The organism is Vibrio ruber DSM 16370 (assembly GCF_900163965.1).
In the GTDB taxonomy this organism is placed as follows: Bacteria; Pseudomonadota; Gammaproteobacteria; order Enterobacterales; family Vibrionaceae; genus Vibrio; species Vibrio ruber.
Window position 1 is genome coordinate 14,269 of sequence record NZ_FULE01000046.1, and the last position, 18,248, is coordinate 32,516.

The 18,248-nt window shown below is 47.6% G+C and carries 16 protein-coding genes; 4 read left to right on the forward strand and 12 right to left on the reverse strand.

Annotated elements, in window-relative coordinates:
- Nucleotides 1-41: 41 nt before the first annotated feature.
- Nucleotides 42-1,004, forward strand: a complete 963-nt coding sequence (locus tag VR7878_RS16005; RefSeq protein WP_077337050.1) for a GlxA family transcriptional regulator — start codon at nucleotides 42-44, stop codon at nucleotides 1,002-1,004.
- 121 nt (nucleotides 1,005-1,125) lie between these two features.
- Here the strand turns inward: VR7878_RS16005 and VR7878_RS16010 are convergent, their stop codons facing one another.
- The 8 genes from VR7878_RS16010 to VR7878_RS16045 form a co-directional block, all read right to left on the reverse strand.
- Nucleotides 1,126-1,752: a LysE family translocator gene (locus tag VR7878_RS16010; protein WP_077337051.1), complete on the reverse strand. Its 627-nt coding sequence runs from the start codon at nucleotides 1,750-1,752 to the stop codon at nucleotides 1,126-1,128.
- Between the two features lie 73 nt (nucleotides 1,753-1,825).
- Nucleotides 1,826-2,785 (reverse strand): ornithine cyclodeaminase family protein, encoded by a 960-nt coding sequence (locus VR7878_RS16015; RefSeq protein WP_077337052.1) that lies wholly within the window; start codon nucleotides 2,783-2,785, stop codon nucleotides 1,826-1,828.
- 10 nt (nucleotides 2,786-2,795) lie between these two features.
- Nucleotides 2,796-3,341 carry a carboxymuconolactone decarboxylase family protein gene (locus tag VR7878_RS16020; protein WP_077337053.1) on the reverse strand — a complete coding sequence of 182 codons (546 nt, stop codon included), beginning with the start codon at nucleotides 3,339-3,341 and terminating at the stop codon, nucleotides 2,796-2,798.
- A 56-nt stretch (nucleotides 3,342-3,397) separates the two neighbouring features.
- Nucleotides 3,398-3,982 carry a type 2 periplasmic-binding domain-containing protein gene (locus tag VR7878_RS16025; protein WP_077337054.1) on the reverse strand — a complete coding sequence of 195 codons (585 nt, stop codon included), beginning with the start codon at nucleotides 3,980-3,982 and terminating at the stop codon, nucleotides 3,398-3,400.
- A gap of 24 nt (nucleotides 3,983-4,006) precedes the next feature.
- Nucleotides 4,007-4,981 (reverse strand): branched-chain amino acid transaminase, encoded by a 975-nt coding sequence (locus VR7878_RS16030; protein WP_077337055.1) that lies wholly within the window; start codon nucleotides 4,979-4,981, stop codon nucleotides 4,007-4,009.
- Nucleotides 4,981-6,390 (reverse strand): phenylacetate--CoA ligase family protein, encoded by a 1,410-nt coding sequence (locus VR7878_RS16035; RefSeq protein ID WP_077337056.1) that lies wholly within the window; start codon nucleotides 6,388-6,390, stop codon nucleotides 4,981-4,983. Before VR7878_RS16035 ends, VR7878_RS16030 begins: the two co-directional genes overlap by 1 nt.
- A gap of 60 nt (nucleotides 6,391-6,450) precedes the next feature.
- Complete coding sequence (locus VR7878_RS16040; RefSeq protein ID WP_077337057.1) at nucleotides 6,451-6,873, reverse strand: DUF2000 domain-containing protein; 423 nt, start codon at nucleotides 6,871-6,873, stop codon at nucleotides 6,451-6,453.
- Between the two features lie 29 nt (nucleotides 6,874-6,902).
- On the reverse strand, nucleotides 6,903-7,247 hold the full coding sequence (locus VR7878_RS16045; RefSeq protein WP_077337058.1) for a Dabb family protein: 345 nt from the start codon (nucleotides 7,245-7,247) through the stop codon (nucleotides 6,903-6,905).
- Nucleotides 7,248-7,456: 209 nt separating this feature from the next.
- Between VR7878_RS16045 and VR7878_RS16050 the strand changes: the two genes are divergently transcribed.
- The 3 genes from VR7878_RS16050 to VR7878_RS16060 all read left to right on the forward strand — a co-directional run bounded on the left by VR7878_RS16050 (nucleotide 7,457) and on the right by VR7878_RS16060 (nucleotide 12,826).
- Nucleotides 7,457-7,933, forward strand: a complete 477-nt coding sequence (locus tag VR7878_RS16050; protein ID WP_077337059.1) for an Lrp/AsnC family transcriptional regulator — start codon at nucleotides 7,457-7,459, stop codon at nucleotides 7,931-7,933.
- A 347-nt stretch (nucleotides 7,934-8,280) separates the two neighbouring features.
- Nucleotides 8,281-9,663 carry a melibiose:sodium transporter MelB gene (gene melB, locus VR7878_RS16055; RefSeq protein ID WP_077337060.1) on the forward strand — a complete coding sequence of 461 codons (1,383 nt, stop codon included), beginning with the start codon at nucleotides 8,281-8,283 and terminating at the stop codon, nucleotides 9,661-9,663.
- Between the two features lie 85 nt (nucleotides 9,664-9,748).
- A complete protein-coding gene (locus VR7878_RS16060; protein ID WP_077337061.1) occupies nucleotides 9,749-12,826 on the forward strand; it encodes a beta-galactosidase in 3,078 nt (1,025 codons plus the stop codon).
- Nucleotides 12,827-12,995: 169 nt separating this feature from the next.
- On the opposite strand, the gene VR7878_RS16065 is transcribed toward VR7878_RS16060, so the two are convergent.
- From VR7878_RS16065 to VR7878_RS16080, 4 genes are all read right to left on the reverse strand, one after another.
- Entirely contained in the window at nucleotides 12,996-13,487 is a 492-nt protein-coding gene (locus tag VR7878_RS16065) for a L,D-transpeptidase family protein (RefSeq protein ID WP_077337140.1), read from the reverse strand.
- A gap of 262 nt (nucleotides 13,488-13,749) precedes the next feature.
- Nucleotides 13,750-15,399 (reverse strand): BatD family protein, encoded by a 1,650-nt coding sequence (locus VR7878_RS16070; protein WP_235862903.1) that lies wholly within the window; start codon nucleotides 15,397-15,399, stop codon nucleotides 13,750-13,752.
- Nucleotides 15,393-17,285 (reverse strand): vWA domain-containing protein, encoded by a 1,893-nt coding sequence (locus VR7878_RS16075; protein WP_077337062.1) that lies wholly within the window; start codon nucleotides 17,283-17,285, stop codon nucleotides 15,393-15,395. Before VR7878_RS16075 ends, VR7878_RS16070 begins: the two co-directional genes overlap by 7 nt.
- Entirely contained in the window at nucleotides 17,278-18,246 is a 969-nt protein-coding gene (locus tag VR7878_RS16080) for a vWA domain-containing protein (RefSeq protein WP_077337063.1), read from the reverse strand. The genes VR7878_RS16075 and VR7878_RS16080 overlap by 8 nt, the downstream gene beginning before the upstream one ends.
- Nucleotides 18,247-18,248: the final 2 nt, after the last annotated feature.

Sequence of the window (18,248 nt, forward strand, 5' to 3'; positions counted from 1 at the left end):
GCTGCTTTTTCATATCCGTATTGACACCATAAGTGCTCTGAATGATAAATGCAGCCTCATCGATTTACCAAGTTGCGATCTATCTGCCCGGTCATTACTCTTGGTATGCTATTGGCTCGTTGGAAGCCCCTTTTCGCGTTGCCAACGAGATTCTCGGTGAAGAGCGGTTTCGGTGTATTTATGTGAGACCAGAGCACGAGTCTTCCGAACTATCTTGTTTAACCAATCCTGTCACGTTATCTGATGCCTTTACGTGTGATTTACTGGCAATTGTTTGTGAGTCGCTGCCGGACAAGGCTGCATCACCGCTGGAAAAGAAAAAACTGCAATATTTCTATCAACAGGGAAAAACCATTCTTGCCAGCAATGCCGGGGTATTTTGGCTTGCTGACAGTGGGTTGCTGGATCATCGGCGTGCCGCAGTTCATTGGTCTTTGATGGATAGTTTTAGCGAACGTTATGAATCGATTGAACTGTCCGATCATCTCTATGAGCGATGTGAGCGGCTTATCACCACAGCCGGGCTGTCGGCAACGCTCGACTGCCTGGTGGATTTTCTGGAAAATACCGAAGGTAAAGAGCTGGCCTATGCTGTGTCTGATCAGCTGTGTATGGATCGTATTCGGCCGGCAGAAGAGCGCCAGCGATTACCATTTAAGCAGTTTGGCGGGGATATCCAACCGCGTTTAACAATGGCTGTTGAACTGATGGAAAACAATCTGGAAGAACCGTTGTCAACGGATGAAATTGCCGAATTAGTGCATATCTCGCGTCGTCAGCTCGAACGCCTGTTCAAGCGTTATCTTGATACGATGCCTGCCCGTTATTATCTTCAGCTCCGTTTGAAAAGGGCGCGCCAGCTGCTGCTGACGACGCATACCTCAATTGTACAGATTGGATTATTGTGCGGGTTTTCCAGCGGGCCGCATTTTTCCAGCGCGTATAAAGCTTACTATCAAATCACGCCCCGTGAAGAGCGCTCGAAGATGTTACAGGCGAAATAGCCAGTAAACTGCTCTTTTAAGCACGGCTGGCGTTTACCGTAAGATGTCTCCGCCGGCGCTGATAATCAAATAACTTTGTTTTGCGAATAACTTTGTTTTTCGAATAACGACCTCTTCCTAATTATAATGTCTTGGCAATCATACTGCCTGCGGCTGCGAGCATCATGAGCCCTGCGCTGCGAAAGAGCAGCATCTGAGCATTTTGGCTGGCAAGAAATCGTCTGACCTTCAGTGCTCCCAGAATAAAAATCGAACCAACTGCAATTAATACCGCAATGGTGAGTGGTACCAGCAACAGTCCCCAGGTTTCTATCGAGACGGTATCCAAGGTGATAACCAGAGGTAAGATTGCCAGATAGAATGCGATCGTTTTGGGGTTGCCTAAAGTAATGGTGAAACCGGAAAACCATGCTGAGGTCAGCTCTCGTCTGGAAGCTTTTTGATCGATCTGGATACTTTCCGGCTTGCAAGTAATGAATTGCCATGCCAGCCAAGCCAGATAGAGAGAAGAGGCCCAACTGATCAGTGTGAATAAAGTACTGAAGTTGTGCGCGATCACTGCGAGGCCAAATACCGCAAATGAGAGGTAGACTAAATCACCCAGAATCAACCCGGCCAGCATCGTAAACCCGGTGATTGCACCGCCACTCACGCTTCTGGCCACCAATGCGGTCATTCCGGGGCCCGGAATTGCAGCTGCGATGCCGAGGGCTGCAATATAGGCAAATATCTGTGTTGATTCTAGCATGGTTATGTATCCTACTTATATTGAACTGATTCTATCTGAGCCGTGCTGAACATGACCTGTGCAACAGGCTCCTTCAGGTTGGGTTTGATTGATTCTGGTGGAGCACTTCTCTGGCAAAAACCAGATCCTGAACGGCAAGACCGACAGATTTAAATAATGTACGTTTAGGGCGATTTTCCGGAATATGTGTACCTAATTCACCAATTTCCCGGCTGAGATGTTCACTCGGCAGATAGCCTTTCTCTTTGGCTTGCTGAAGACACTGAGAGGCATTCCAGCATGACTCTTGCGAATCAACATAGTGTTCAACCGCACCATAGATTGCTGGATCCAATTCTTGAAATCCAATCGCTGATGCACCGACCGCATTGATATGGCAGCTTTGTGGCAAGTCACCGAGGTGCAGCAGTGGTGCCCGGGCTGCGGTGACGGTGCAGATAATATCGGCGTCGGAGACTGCCTCGGCTGGTGTCTCTGCAATCGTTATCGTGATGTTGTTGAGTACGGGATGTTCAGCACACCATGTTGCAAATTGATCAACGTTGGTCGGATTTCTGCCCCAGATTGTCACCTGCTCAATCGGGCGTACGGCAAGCATGGTGAGTAAGTGTTTACGTGCTTGCAGGCCTGTACCCAGTATCGCCAGTCTGGTTGCTTGTGGTGGAGCAAGTAAATGTGTTGCCCAGGCAGAGGCTGCCGCAGTTCTGAGTTCGGTGATTGAACCCGCGTCAACCGTTACCATTTCTCCGTTTGCCTGTTCATCGAATAACAGGATACATCCTTCATGAGAAGCCGCGCCTTGGTGCGGATTAAAATCGACCAAGACAGATTTCAGGCCGAAGCCTGAATATTTGCCCTCAGAGATATAAGCGGGCATTGTTCCCATCAGTCGTCCGTCAGGTGCCGGGATAATACTACGGACTGACTGCATCACTTTTCCCTGACTCTGTAAAGCAAAAGCAACCTGACTTAACTCAATCGCAAGCTGGATGGAAAGGGCTTGTTCAACATGTTCCCGGTTGTAGTAGCGCATACTATCCACCTTATGCTTCGACCATATCCAGAAATTGTGCCTCAACAGCGGTGTCTGCCAAACTGTTGAGTAAGGTTGACATGGTCTTCTGGGAGATACCTAAAATCACGTCAAGCATATTTTGTTGTGTGAAGCCTGCATCTAAAAAATGGCGCGCCTTATCTTTAGGAATGGATCCCTGAGCAAGAATGACCGCTTGTGTAAATTGGTGAAGTGCTGCTAACCGGGGGGGAAGTTGCTCCGGGCGGTGGATCATTTTATCGACAATGTCACTGGCGACACCTTGGTGAATCGCAATCCAGCGATGGGCTTTAATCGTATAAGGACATTGGTTAATCACACCGGTTGTGAGCCAGACAACCGCTTTTTCTGCTTCATCGAGTGAACATTGTGAAAATCGGTCATGTGCAAACTGATAAGAAGCCAGCAAGTCAGGGGATTCAGCCATGTATGCACTTTGGTTGGGGATCCACCCGAAATTATCAATCGAACTTTGCAGTAGTGGACGACTGTCATCCGGTGCGCTGTCAATTGTGTGTAATTTCATCTCTATCATTTTTCTCTTCCTTTTTTGGTTCTTCTCGATCAATCAGCAGGTGAATAAACAGCACTTTATTGCGAAGATTTACATCCGAATACAGACCACAACATATGGATGGGACGGACATTGGATATAAACGATAAATTGTGCAGATCTGCTGCAATTTCTGTCGTTAAAGCAATATCGGCCTCATGTTGAGTCACGGCATTGGCAGCTTCACTGGTGGAATTCTTTTCAATAATGGTTTCGATCTGCAAACCTTGCGGTAGCAACTCATGAATTAATGGGATCGGTGCCGGATGAGACGCAATTCTCAGTGGTCGGCGCGGTAATGTACGATTAGTCGCAATCCCGTATAAAGGGGTATCAAAAACAAATGTTGCTAACAGATTCAAATGAGAGTCCATATAGAAATCATTAATTTTTTGATAGGCATTGGCGACAATCAGTAATCCGTTGTCTTGTTTGGTATGATCGCGCGCCAGCTCATAAGTTTCGTTCAGATTGATGGGATTCAAACTGTCAGAATAGAATTCTTTCATCCGTTTACAAAAATACTTTGAAGCGAATTCACTACTGGTCCCCGGCGGACCTAATGTATAAACAGGGTGACATGTTGCGTGAACAAGCCCCATGTCCATAAAATGCGTGTTCATTGGTCTATCTCTCCATGATAATCATCAATTCACACTCGTTAACCAGTGTTTAAAATGGCTCAGTTGTCCCCGAACCGATTTGAGATACAAACGTTGAATTTCTGAGGTGAGACTGTGTGGTTCAGCACTATTGAAATAACAGTGATCAATCTGCTCTACAGGGGTGACTTCTATCCCCGTCCCGGTCAGAAAACATTCATTTGCAGCAAAGAGTTCGGAGGGGGAAATATCTCGCTCCTCAACTTCAAGACCTAACTCTTCTGTTGCCAGAGTAATCACCGTGCTTCTGGTAATACCCTCGAGAATGTGAGAGTTAATCGCCGGTGTAATGAGTTTATTTTTTTTGACTAAGAAGACATTCGATGTCGTCGCCTCGGCAATGTTGCCGTGAACATTGAGCATGATGGCATCATCGTATCCGGCGCGGTACGCTGACTCCATTGCGAGTGCCGAGTTGATATAGCTGCCGGTAATTTTTGCCCGTGCCGGAATCGAATTATCGGATACCCTTCTCCAGTTTGAAATGGTACAGCGCAGGCTCTTCTGTGCTGATACCGAAGGCATGTTTAAACTATTAATCGCCAGCCCTGAACTGACACCAGAGAGTTTGACCCCAAATCCTTGCCCGGGAAGCAGGCTCTTTTTAAAGGCAATCGGGCGGATATAACAATCTGTGCCGGCCTGATTTTTTCTCAGCAGCTCAAGAATAATTGCTTTCATCTCTTGATGAGATGGTAAGTGATCAATCAGGAGAAGTTTCGAAGAATTGATGAACCGTTCAATATGCGCATCTAACTGAAAAATGTTCAAAGTGCGCTGGTCTTCTGCAAGATAAGCCCGGATCCCTTCAAAAACCCCTGTCCCATAATTAAATGCTTGTGTTGTAATCGGAATCGAAGCTTCCATCGCTGGTTGGTATTCATCGTCCAGATAGATAAAAGGGTGGTGGATATCTGGATGCGCTTGCTGTGGTTTTGTTTGAGTGACGGTGTCGGTCATTATTGAAACCCCCGACCTAATAGTGCAATGGCTGCGTCGCGATCAGCGTTATCGCCTTGTGCTCTTAAATCATGCAGTCTGGCGGCTTTCCAGCTGACCATTGCAGATGTACTGGTAATATTGGTGGTCTCACCAACCTGAATATCGATTTCAACGTGGCGGATTTTGTCTGCCATATAAGCCTTGGTCTGCGCGAGCATCACGGCTTGTTGCGGGATATCGTCGATTAACTCAACGATAATATTTAAGTGATCGATACCATTTTTTTCATCAATCTGAATGGCATAATCTAAGCAGCCGGTCAGTTTTTCCAGCAGGGCGGCCTCAATATCCCACGCGCAGTAGTTGCAACCACCTAACGTTAATGTATCCCGAACCCGACCAATCGGAACAATCTTCAGCCGACCGTCAGACATGCGTGTTGCTCTGACCATATCTCCGGTACGATAGCGAATGAGTGGTTTCTGCCCCTGATATAAGTGAGTGATTACCAACTCACCGCTGGTTTCGGTTTCTGAAGCCGGGAGCACTTCACCACTGTTCGGATCGACTAACTCATAGTAGTTATTCATCGGGACGGTGTAGAGTGACTGGTCGCGGTCACAAACTGCTAAAATAGACGATTCCTGAGAGGCGTACATACAATTGTATACTTGTGCACCCCATGTTTCACCGATGTTCCGCAGCAAAGCCGGTGTGGTTAATTCTCCTAATGTCAGAATGACCCGTACACTTGTTTCTGCCGGAGATACATGATGTTTCTTGAGGTATCGGGCGAGGTTGATTGCCACTGCCGGTGTGCACACCAGTGCTGTAATTTGTAACTCGTTGATGAGTGCCATCGTGCGGTTCATACCGACAACCGGAGAGCGAGGCCACATTTTGACCACACTATGGCCTAAACTGCGGAATACATCTTCAAATGTATCACCCGTTGAGTGCAATTCGGTCGGCCCCATGACGCCAACAATATGCTTATCGCCATGCTGTTGAAAAATTTGTCCGTAGCGCAGAATCAGGGGCGTATTATTATAGATTGAGTCTATTTCACTCCGGGGACATGGTGTGGGTGCCCCTGTCGTGCCGGTTGTTTCGTAGTATATCCAACTTTTATCGAGTGGTGCCGAAGCAAGGCAATTTCTATTTTCACGGAGATCATTCTTGGTAGTAAATGGTAATGTGCTCAACGCAGAAAGAGAAAATTTATCGATATCTGACGCTGTTATTCCTGATAAATGTTTTTTATAAAAACCAGAACCATCGATAACATATTTTAGAACTTCTTTAAGATTTTTTTCTTGATGATGAATCAGTTGCTGTTGAGAATATTCGCCATTTTCAAATTTTTCATGTTGATGAAAAATATCTTTGGCTTGTTTTACCAATTCATCTTTAAAAATCGCATACATGAGATCATCCTTAATAAATTCTCTATATGTTTAATTGGAGGTTATTAAATGTCTGGCGGTTTATTTAAATAACGGCAGATTACCCGTTAATTTATTAATGGTTTTTTTCGGACCAATGATACCAATCGCAACCAGTTCAATATGTTGGCTCGTCACCGAAGATATTCTTTCACCATATTCATCATACGTTTTACATGATTGCGCCAATGCACTAAAAGGCATGGTATAAATCTGTTCATCTTGCTCAGCGATGGCAAGCAGGTTTTGGATATGTTCTCCGGTCGACAGTAGAACCGGGAGCGGTGCATATATGACGCCGGGGTAATTAACGTTATCCATACTGTGCATATCAGGGCCAACAAGATTTGTTACTGTTTTACCAAAACTGATACCAATGACACTGGCAGCATTAATGGCTAAGCCGGGGGGTAAGTCTTGATCAACAATAATGGTGCATTTGTGTTTGCTTGCATCAAATTCCATGAATTTATCTCTCATTTTTTAAATCGTATTTACAGGGTGGATAACAAATCCAGATATCCGGTTGCCAGAGAAAAATCGGTGGACAAGTCAATATCGACAATATTCCATTCAGCAATCGCTTTCCATTTTTCAACACCTTCTCTATGATTTGGATGAACGATATATTTTTCCAAATCATCTGTGTTGTTAAATATTCCAATGACGATAAAGTCGGCAGCAATTTCCCGGCGAGATATATTTCGTCCACATATCCATCCTTTTATTTCCTCAATATGGCGAGGATGATTACGTGTTGCTTGTTCTGCCTCGATTGCATTTGTGGAAGACCAACTCCAGTTTTTTTTAAAGGTAAATAGCACAACATGTAGAATCATTAAATTCCATCCTTGGTGAACTAATAAATTGTGATGAACTGTAACTATTGTTTTACCAACTATGTTTTACCAGCCATGTTTTGACGTTGTTGTTGTTAAACATTATGCATCAGAATGATAGAAATTTGTTACCTATATCACGTTAGGAAAAATGCTTGTAGGGCAAAATTACCCGATAAATGGCAAAAAAATGAAAGGATTTAACCCTAGTGGCGCTGACAAAGACAGATACTCAAATTTTGACCTTATTGCAACAAGATGCACGAATGACCAATCAGGAGCTGGCAGATCAAATCGGCATGTCATCTTCACCCTGCTGGCGTAAAGTCCGTAAGTTGGAAGACGATGAAATTATTCAAGGGTACCGTGCGGTTTTGGATCGGAAAAAAATAGGCTTGGGTGTGATGGTTTTCGTCCGGGTGACGATTGATAGCCACAGTGAAGCCGAAGCACGTAAGTTTGAGCAAGAAGTGACTGCGCTTGAGAATGTTGTTGCCTGTTACAGTATCGGGGGCGATGCTGACTTCTTGATTCAAGTCGTCTCTCATGATCTCGATTCTTATGCGGAATTTGCAATGTCAGTGATTCGGCGTTTACCGGGGATTAAAGAGATGCAGAGTATGTTCGTTTTGAAGGAAATTAAACCCTTTGCATCGCTGCCTGTCGGAACGGCAACCAGTGTGTAACAAGTACCACCTCTGGAGGTGATGATATCGTTTACATTCGGGGATGTTCACGGTCTACTTCGGTGCTGGTCTGTGTTGCAATGATCAATGGAAATAACTTTTTATCTCTACCTCTCTCTTGTGGAGATCCTATGATGTGCCTGACTTCAGGCGCATTTCTCTGCCTATCTTGAGGCTGTTTTATTCACGCTCCCGGACTATCTTTTCAGAGGCATAATGTGATCTCTTTCTGATAGTTGCATATCTGTGGAAACGTTTTCACTAAACGGTGAGACGATCACAGTTTTATTACAATTCACTCAATATAGTACGCAACATCTCCAACAACATAACGATAAAACATCCCTATGAATGAAACATATAACGAGACTCATATTGAGCTGAAAACCAAATTATCCTACGGTCTTGGCGCATTAGGTAAAGATTTTGCCTGTGCACCTATTTATATATTTCTGATGTTCTACTTTACCGATGTTGTTGAACTCTCTGCCGCATATGTCGGGATGGTATTTCTGGCAGCCCGGGTGATTGATGCGATCACCGACCCGATGATGGGCATTGTGGTCGATAACACGCGCTCTCGTTACGGCAAATTTCGTCCGTGGATTCTGATTGGGTCTGCCATCAATGCGTTTGTGCTGGTTGCTCTTTTTTGTTCACACATGTTTGAAGGCACCACGGCTTATGTTTATGCCGCGGTGATTTACATTTTATGGGGGTTGACCTATACCGTGATGGATATTCCGTTCTGGTCAATGATTCCTGCTATTTCCGGATCGCGCCGGGAACGCGAAAAGTTAGTCGTCTGGCCGCGGCTGTTTGCCAGCTTTGCCTGGTTTGTGATCGGTAGTTATGGTCTATGGATGGTGACAAAACTGGGCGGTGACGATCAGGGTCAAGGGTTCTTTGAACTGTCGCTCATCATTGCGGTTTTATTTATCCTCAGTGCACTGATTACGTTTAAGAACGTCAAAGAAAAGGTAGTTGCAGGACAGACGGTTGAGAAATTTGGCCTGAAAGACGCCATCAGTATTATTGGCGGTAATGATCAGTTGAAAGTATTAATTGCGACCGTACTGGCGTTTCAGATCGGTAATATGCTGGTTGGTGGCTTCGCCATTTACTACTTTACCTATGCTGTCGGTAATAAAGAGCTGTTCCCGGTTTATATGATGGTTGCCGGTGCGGCTGAAGTTGCCGGGATTTTCCTCTTTCCGCGACTGGCGGCATTATTGCCGCGCAAACATCTGTGGGTGATCGCCTGTATGTTCCCGATTTTGTCATGCCTGCTATTGGTCGTCATGGGCGTGGTTGATCCGGGCAACGTGTATTTAATTGGTCTTTCCGGTGCGGCGATCAAATTCGGTGTCGGGATCACCAACGGTCTGCAAACCGTGATGCTGGCTGACGTGGTCGATTATGGTGAGCATATTACCGGCCGCCGCAGCGAAAGTGTGATTTTTTCGGTTCAAACCATGCTGGTTAAATTTGCCAGCGCGGCTGGTGCATTTATTGTCGGCGTCGGTCTCTCCGCGATTGGTTATGTGCCGAATGTACAACAATCAGAAGGAACCATTCTCGGACTGCAAGCATTAATGATTGGTATTCCAACTTTATTGATGATTGTGAGTGCGTTAGTTTATAAACGTTATTATCGTCTGCATGAAGGATTCCAGCCGGAGGTGCTTGAAGATCATCCTTTCAATACGGTCAAAGAAACTACCGCGTAACTACTTAGCCACTTCAAAACAACTGCATTGATGAGAAAAACACAGGCAGGATGGATATTTCCCTCCTGCCGACAACGAGGTATTCATGCGAACTTTTCAAGATATTATTGCCAGTCGAGACTGGCAGAATCCGGGCGCTGTCCGGATGCATACTCTGTCAGCTCACGTTCCGCTACACAGCTATCGTCAAATCGAAGATGCCCGTCAGAGTCTTGCGAGTAGTCGCCATTATCTGAACGGACAATGGGCATTCAAATTCTATTCTGCCCCGGAAATGGTGGATGTATCGGTCATTGAGCCGGAAAGTGACTTATCGGCATGGGAACAGATTGAGGTTCCCGGTAACTGGCAGCTGCAAGGGTTTGATCATCCGATCTATACCAATGTGAAGTATCCGTTTCCTGACTGCGCACCCACGGTACCCGCACAGAATCCGACCGGGTGTTATGCTCGTGATTTTGTTGTGGAACCAGCCACCGGAGAACAGACTCGCATCCTGTTTGAAGGGGTAAATTCAGCGTTTCATCTGTGGTGTAATGGTCAATGGGTTGGTTATGCGCAGGACAGCCGACTACCGGCAGAATTTGACTTAACGGGTCATATCCATCCCGGTCATAATCGTCTTGTCGTCATGGTGATACGCTGGTCTGACGGTTCTTATCTGGAAGATCAGGATATGTGGTGGCTGAGTGGTATTTTTCGCGATGTATATATTTATCACAAGCCCGCTATCGCAATCAACGACGTTTTTATCCGTCCGGAACTGGATGCACTCTATCAGGACGGGGCACTGCGCGTGACGACGAAACTCAGTCAGCAGACAGCCAACCACCGGGTTGAGGTGATGCTGTTTGATGCCGCAGGCCAGCCGGTCGTCATGCAGGAAGATACGTGTTGCGCCACCAATCAGCATGCGGTTGATGAGAAAGGCGGCTGGGCGGATCAGGTCGAACACCATCTGACCATCTCTCGTCCCCGTCACTGGAATGAGCAAACCCCTTATTTGTACCGTTGTGTCGTCGCGCTGTTGGATGAGCAGTCACAGGTGATTGAGTGTGAAGCCTTCTCGGTCGGATTCCGCACCGTTGCCATTGAAGATGGGTTGCTCAAAGTCAATGGTAAAGCCCTGTTGATTCGCGGTGTGAATCGTCATGAACACCATCCGGAAACCGGTCACTATGTCGATGAAGCGACGATGGTCAAAGATATTCTGTTGATGAAGCAGCACAACTTTAATGCGGTGCGCACCTCGCATTACCCGAATCATCCGCGCTGGTATGAACTCTGTGATCAGTATGGTTTGTATGTGGTCGACGAAGCCAATATCGAGACGCACGGCCAGTTTCCGATGTGCCGTTTATCTGAGGATCCGCAATGGAATCATGCTTACATGCAGCGCATGATTGGCTTGGTGGAACGGGATAAAAATCATCCGTCAGTGATTATCTGGTCATTGGGGAATGAATCCGGTATCGGTCTGAACCATCATGCCATGTATCAGTGGACTAAGCAGCGCGATCCGTCACGCCCGATCCAGTATGAGGGGGGCGGTGCCGATACGGCTGCCACGGATATTATCTGTCCGATGTATGCCCGGGTTGACCAGCATCAGGGGGGTACGAATCCGAAATATGCAATTAAAGACTGGATTGGCCGGCCCGGTGAACAGCGTCCGCTAATTCTGTGTGAATATGCCCATGCAATGGGGAATAGCCTCGGCAGTTTTGATAAATATTGGCAGGCGTTTCGCCAGTACCCACGCCTGCAAGGCGGATTTATCTGGGACTGGGTTGATCAGGGGCTTTCAAAGTGGGATGAGCACGGCCGGCATTACTGGGCATATGGCGGGGATTTCGGCGATGAAATTAATGATCGTCAGTTTTGTATCAATGGCTTAATCTGGCCGGATCGTACGGTTCATCCGACATTATTGGAAGCGAAGCGAGCTCAGCAGTTCTACCGGATTGAATTTGATGGTCAACATCGGTTGACGTTGTTCAGTGAACATCAGTTTGCCGAAGAAGCACTGATTTGTTGCTGGACGGAGCTGGAAGACGGCGTCGCAATTTCGGCAGGGGAGCACACGGTTGTGATAGCACCTGAAGCGGAACACTGCATCGAATTGCCTCTTGAGCAGCGTCTTTATCAGCCGGAGAAAATTTATCATCTGAATATTGATTTACTGTTAGCGGGACAGACGCTTTGGGCGCCGGCTCGTCATTCGGTGGCGCAGGCGCAGTTTGAACTGAAGGCTGCATCTCCCCGCTTACCCATGGACAAGGTAACACCATCGACCGACATTCATGTCTCTGAATCAGATGAGCAGGTGATTGTCACGGTCGCAGAGCAACAGTGGACGTTCCACCGAGGCAGCGGTTATCTCACGCATTGGGAGCGACAGGGAGAGCCGTTATTAGCGGCACCGTTGAAAGATAACTTCTATCGTGCACCGCTCGATAATGATATCGGGACCAGTGAAGTAGATCGACCTGACCCGAATAGCTGGATGGCGCGCTGGAAGCAGGCCGGGCTTGATCGTCTGGCAGGACGGTGCGTCAGTATGACGGTTGAGTCAGGGCAGCATTGTGTGATGATTAAAACGCAATTTGATTATACCTCGCCGACCGGACAGGTATTGCGGACGCAATGGTGTTACACGGTGAATCAGCAGGGTGAAATGCGGGTTGATGTCGATGTGTATCCATGTACGACATTACCGTCTCTGCCACGAGTCGGATTTTCTTGTGCACTGCCGTTAACCGAGCGTGTGACATGGTTTGGCCGCGGGCCGCACGAAAACTACCCGGATCGTTGTCTGTCCGCACGCTTCGGACATTATGATGCGACAGTGAGCGAGATGCATACGCCTTATATTTTCCCGACGGATAACGGATTGCGTTGTGATACCCGAAAACTCGCGTTGGGAGGAATTACGGTGCAGGGGACGTTCTATTTCAGTGTCAGCCGCTACTCACAGGCAATGCTTGAAACCGCCAAGCATACCCATGAGCTGAGTGCTGATGATGTGATTTACCTGAATGTGGATGGCTTTCATATGGGGATCGGTGGTGATGATTCCTGGACACCGAGTGTTCATCCGGAATTCCTGTTAGATGCAGCGCACTATCATTATCATGTCGTGTTGTCATCAATGCGTCCATAATTGAATTCGTCCTCCGGTTTCCTGATTGACGCTCAGGAAACCGGTTCAATAACAGACTTTTTGAGATTTAATGGTGAAAAACGGAGCAGATAATTGATGTGATCAGCGCAGTGACCATTGCGCTTTATGACTACTTTCTATGACTACTCTTCATGAGGATCATGCCTCATTACCACGTAATATGGATCGGTGTGCCAACCGGCACCAAACGAATCAATTCATCCATCTCTTGATTGGTTAGGGCAATACAACCATTGGTCCAGTCAAAACTTTGAATAAACTCCGGAGGACGCTGATAACCGTTCTTCAAGCCATGAATATGAATATCACCACCGGGATTTAAGCCGTGTTGCTGCGCATAGGCAATGTCTTTGGCAGACGGATAACTGATGTGAAACGCTTTATAGAAATTGGAATGAAGATTAATCGCATCGAGCACATAGTCACCTTCGGGTGTCCGCTGATCACCTTCCTGATGTTTCGGATCTTGCGGAAACTTGCCGAGGGCAATGCGATAGGTTTTGATCGTCTCTCCTTGTTCCAGCAGATAAAGCCGTCGTTTGGACTTATCAACGAGCACCTGGTCGATTTGCGCCATAGCGGAAAAACTCAGGCAAGTGATGAACATCATTAGCACAAGAGAGGGAGATTTTGTCCGCATAGATGGTCTGAGTCCCTGATTGATCGTGAGATGGAAAGTCACCGTTAAAACCAGTGACATACGCAAGTGATACAGAAACAAGTTATACACCGGAAAGCGATCTGGCGAAAGCCAGCCCATATCATTGATCGCGGTTGGTCACAGGTTGGTTACATGATGACAGTTTGATACATGGCGACAATTTGATCGTGAGATTGGGAGCAATTGACAGGGCATCACTGCGCGAAGCGCAATAATGCCCTAAATGCTCAAACCCGCGGATTTAAAGGTCTGGTAAGGTCTTGTCCTGCTTTTTACGGTTTTTCTTGTGCTGTTTTTCCGCTTCAGCTAACAATCGCAGCAGTGGTTTCGGGTCGTAGGCTTCTTGCCGGGATGAGTAGATCGACGCCTGAAGTTTGCTCACTTCATTTTCGATCGGTTCTCTTTCTTGCGCAGATAATCCCAGCTCAGCCATTTGGACTTGCACCAGATGTTGAATGCGAATCCCGTCTTGCTGCTTTAAGGCGTCTTGCAGAGACAGATGCTCAGTGGCTGTCGGCAAGTCCGGTGTTGCTACGGGAGACAAGCGCTTGGTATGCCAAATACGATAGAGCCAGCAACCCGTCGTCATAATCCAGAGGAACGCAAAAAGCGCAGTCAGGTATGGCCAGATGCCGGGATCTTTAATCTGGATCTCCTGAGGGGCGGCAGATGCTTTTTCGGGGGATTGCGGCAGAGATATCACTGTATCGACCGGTGCACCTTTGGCGACATTGAGTGTCAGGCCGGTGAGCATCGCCCGGCGTTGGCGGTGTTTCTGCGTATTCCACCAGTTGAAAGACATCCCCGGTAATTTGATTTGGCCGGATTGATTGGGGATCAACACCTGTTTGAGCGTCATCACCACCTCATCGTTATCCAACGTTTTAAATTGCGGTTTTTCCTGATAGACACGCACGCTATCCGGGTAGTTGATTTGCAGGTCGGGGATTTTATCCTGACTTACGCCTTTGATCTTCAGTTCAAGCGTCCGGGTGATTGAGTCTCCCACTTTGAGCGCGGCACTGCTACCGGAGATTGGCTTCCCTTGACTATCCGTCCAGCGTTGTGTGAGGGATAGGCTGGCAGTCGGGAGCCAGACACCTTGATAGTTTTTCGGTTTTGCCATGACCTGAATCGGGAATTGCTTGGCCGTGGTACTGAGGGTCAGCACTTTGGTTTCACCATTCATGCCACTATAGAGCAAGGTACTGCGAAACTGAGGTTCTGTGATGGTAAAGCGCCCCGGCTTTTGGGCGGTGACCCTGAATGTCTGCTGCACGACGGTGACCGACAAGCCATTGATAATCTCGCGGTGTTGTTCTGAGTCACTGGCGGCTTCTAAATTCATGCCCTTCACCGACGGAGGCGTGATCTTGGTATCCTGAAGACGACGAGGGTTGACCTTCACCATCATTTTGACATGCAATAGCGTACTTTCATCCGGGTAGAGGGTCTCTTTGTCGAGGGTTGAATGAATTTCTATCAGATCACCAGTATTCGGTAATGTGGAGTCTTGGACGACCTGAATCGCAATCGGCTGGGTCTTTTCTCCATTGACTTCAAAGCTGGGAATGGTGACGATCCCGGTACGCGTTGCAGCAATCGAGACATCCCACTCACTCCGGACGCTGCGATCACCGTTGATAATGTTGGTCGATGTGCCAAAACTCGGACGATTGACGAAAAAGTCGGGGGTGAGTTTGTCAAAATTCACATCGTCGCCGGACGCTTTTTGATCGGTGATGATCTGAAGCTGGAATAATTCATTCCGGGTCACCTTATTCTTGCTGACAGTCGCATAGGTAGCAGCCTGAGTGCTCAGGCTGACCATCAGACCGATGAACAGGATCCAGAATATACTTTTAAGTGAGTGCCGGGGTCTGTTTACCATGATTTGTGATTGTCCTCTGGTGGTTCTTTCTGTTCAGCCTGAAGCATCAGTTCTGCCCGCAGCAGACGGCTGGGATCTCTGGCATTTTCAACCTGTTCCAATTTACGGAACTCAGGATCAGAGGGGCGTTTCTGTGTGTGAGATGGTGACGCCTGATCCGCTTGATTATTTGATGCCTGTTGCTGCTGAAATTGCTTAGCCGGCGCATTTTTTTGCGTTTGTTCATCCTTGGGCTGCACATCTTTGCCTTGACGCAGGGAGCGATTTTGCTCTGATTGCTGGCTTTGGCTTTGGCTTTGGCTTTGGCTTTGGCTTTGGCTTTGGCTTTGGCTTTGGCTTTGTTGCTGTGACTGATGACGCTGAGCTTGCTCTTGTTGCTGCGACTTGGCTGTCTGTGACTGTCTTTTTGACGTCTCTTTTGAAGACTGCCCCTGCTGAGACTTGCTCTGCTGTTGGCGCGAGGATGAAGATTGGTTTTGCGCAGCGGTGTTGCTATTTTTTTGTTGCTGTTGCTGTTGCTGTTGCTGTTGCTGTTGCTGTTGCTGTTGCTGTTGTGCTTTTTTCACCACATCAAGGTTATGCCGGGCATCCTGATTGTCAGGATCTTGCGCCAGCACCTGCTGATACAGATCAATCGCCTGTTGCAAATCACCGTGCTTAGCGTACGCATTTGCCAGGTTATACTGCTGACGTGGTGTCGGAGACTTGATGGATGAGAGTGCTTCAATCGCTCGCTGATAATCTCCGGAACGATAATAGGCCGCTGCTTTCCAGTCCGGGTCGGAAAACTGCTGCGCTGATTGTTGATAGTCCTTGGCATCGAAGAGACGTTTCGCTTCCTGATCGTGATTGAGCCACGGTGATGCTTGCACCCGGGGCACGATTCCCGTTGAAATCACCAAGACCACCCAACCAAAAATCAATCCTTTACGGAACATCATCAAAGCCGGAATCAGCAACAGCGGAATAAGCCAGTAACCTTGATTTATCCGGTCTGTCACTTGCTGCTTGCCGGAGATTTGATGTTCAGCGGTATTGATTTGCGTTGCATCAACCAGTGTATCTACATCCTGATTGTTGAGCTGAACTGAAATAAACGTGCCGTGTAGTGACTGAGCCAGAGATTTCATGTCACTGAAATTAGCTTTGGCAATCACGGTCTGACCCTGCGCTGTTTTGAGTAGTGCGCCATTTTCCGTTGGGATTGGTGCTCCGGAACGTGAGCCCATGCCTAATATTGCCAATTGCCAGCGTGTACCGGAAAGCAAATCGCTAATCTCTTGGCGCTCATTGGCGTCAAGTTCATCGGTGATTAAAATAATTGCGCCCTGATGGAGCCCGGCATCCTCCATCATTTGAATTGCTTGTTTGACACCTCGGGCGGCATCAGCGCCTTGATACGGCATAATATCAGGGGTCAGATTAGGGAGCAGGTTACGAATGGTCGCAGTATCGGTTGTCATTGGGCTGATGGTGTAGGCATCTGCCGCATAAGCCACCAGACCGGTGACCCCTTCTTTCCAGCGTTTCAGTAAATCAACGGCTTTATAGCGCGCTTGGATGAGTCGGCTGGGCTGATTATCGGTGGCATACATCGAGCGGGACATGTCCATCACCAGTACCCGGGCTGCGGTATTGCTATAAGTCGGGCGAAGCTGACGTTCGAAGCTCGGGCCGGAAAGGGCCACGATTGCTATGGTCCAACACAGTGCCAGCAGAATCAGTTTATATGTTGACGTCGCTTCATGATACAGACCGAGCGCCTGAGCAATGTGTGGTGCAATCAACGATTGCTGTTTTTTGCGCAAGGCCAGCCATGCGAGCAGCAAGGCGACAGGAAGGAGCCCGATCAACCAGACCGGATTGAGAAATACAAAATCAGACATGATTTCTCCTGACGATCACCAAAATAAATGAAAGGACTAAGGCCAGAGCCAGCGGATAAATGAACCACTCACTTTGTGGACGCCAAGTCTGACTGGCTTGTTGAACCGGCTCTAATTGATTAATGGTTGCATAGATATCTTCCAGATCCTGACTGTTGCGGGCACGGAAATATTTGCCTCCGGTGATGTGGGCAATCTGTTTGAGGGTCTTCTCGTCCAAATCACGAGCGGTATTGACTTTACGTGTGAACACAAAATCTTTCACCACCATTTCTCCGGCGCCAATCCCGACGGTATAAATAACCGCGTGATACTTTTTCGCAATTTCAGCCGCCTGAATCGGATCCAGCACCCCGGCAGTGTTGGTGCCGTCACTGAGTAAAATCATCACTCTTTGCGGTGCTTGTCCGTCAACAAACGTTTTTGTCGCCAGACCGATTCCTTCGCCTATTGCGGTTTCCGTACCGATTAATTTCAAAACGGTCTGATTCAACTGTCTGCGTACGGTCTCGCGATCAAATGTGAGTGGTGTTTGCAGGTAAGCGTGATCCGCGAAGAGCACCAGTCCCAGCCTGTCTCCCTGCCGTTTTTCAATAAATGGGTCGAGGACTTGCTTCACAGCGGTGAGTCGATCAATATACTCATCACCGTTTTTCATATCTTTCTGGCTCATTGAGTAAGACAAATCAACCACCAGCATTAGATCCCGGTGTTTCGGCTGAACGGTGATCGGGTCGCCAAACCAAGCCGGGCGGGCACAGGCAACGACCAGCGCCACCCAAATCGCCCCGGCCATCAATTGACTAAACCAATGGCTGGGTTTAGTCAGGCTGCCTTCTGTCGGGAGATAAGTGAGTTGAATCGCAGCCGGTTGCCGGTGCGGTGGCAGTAATTTAGTGACCAATAGTGGCAGTGGTAAGAGAAATAACATCCACCACCAAATGAATTCAATATGTGCCAAAG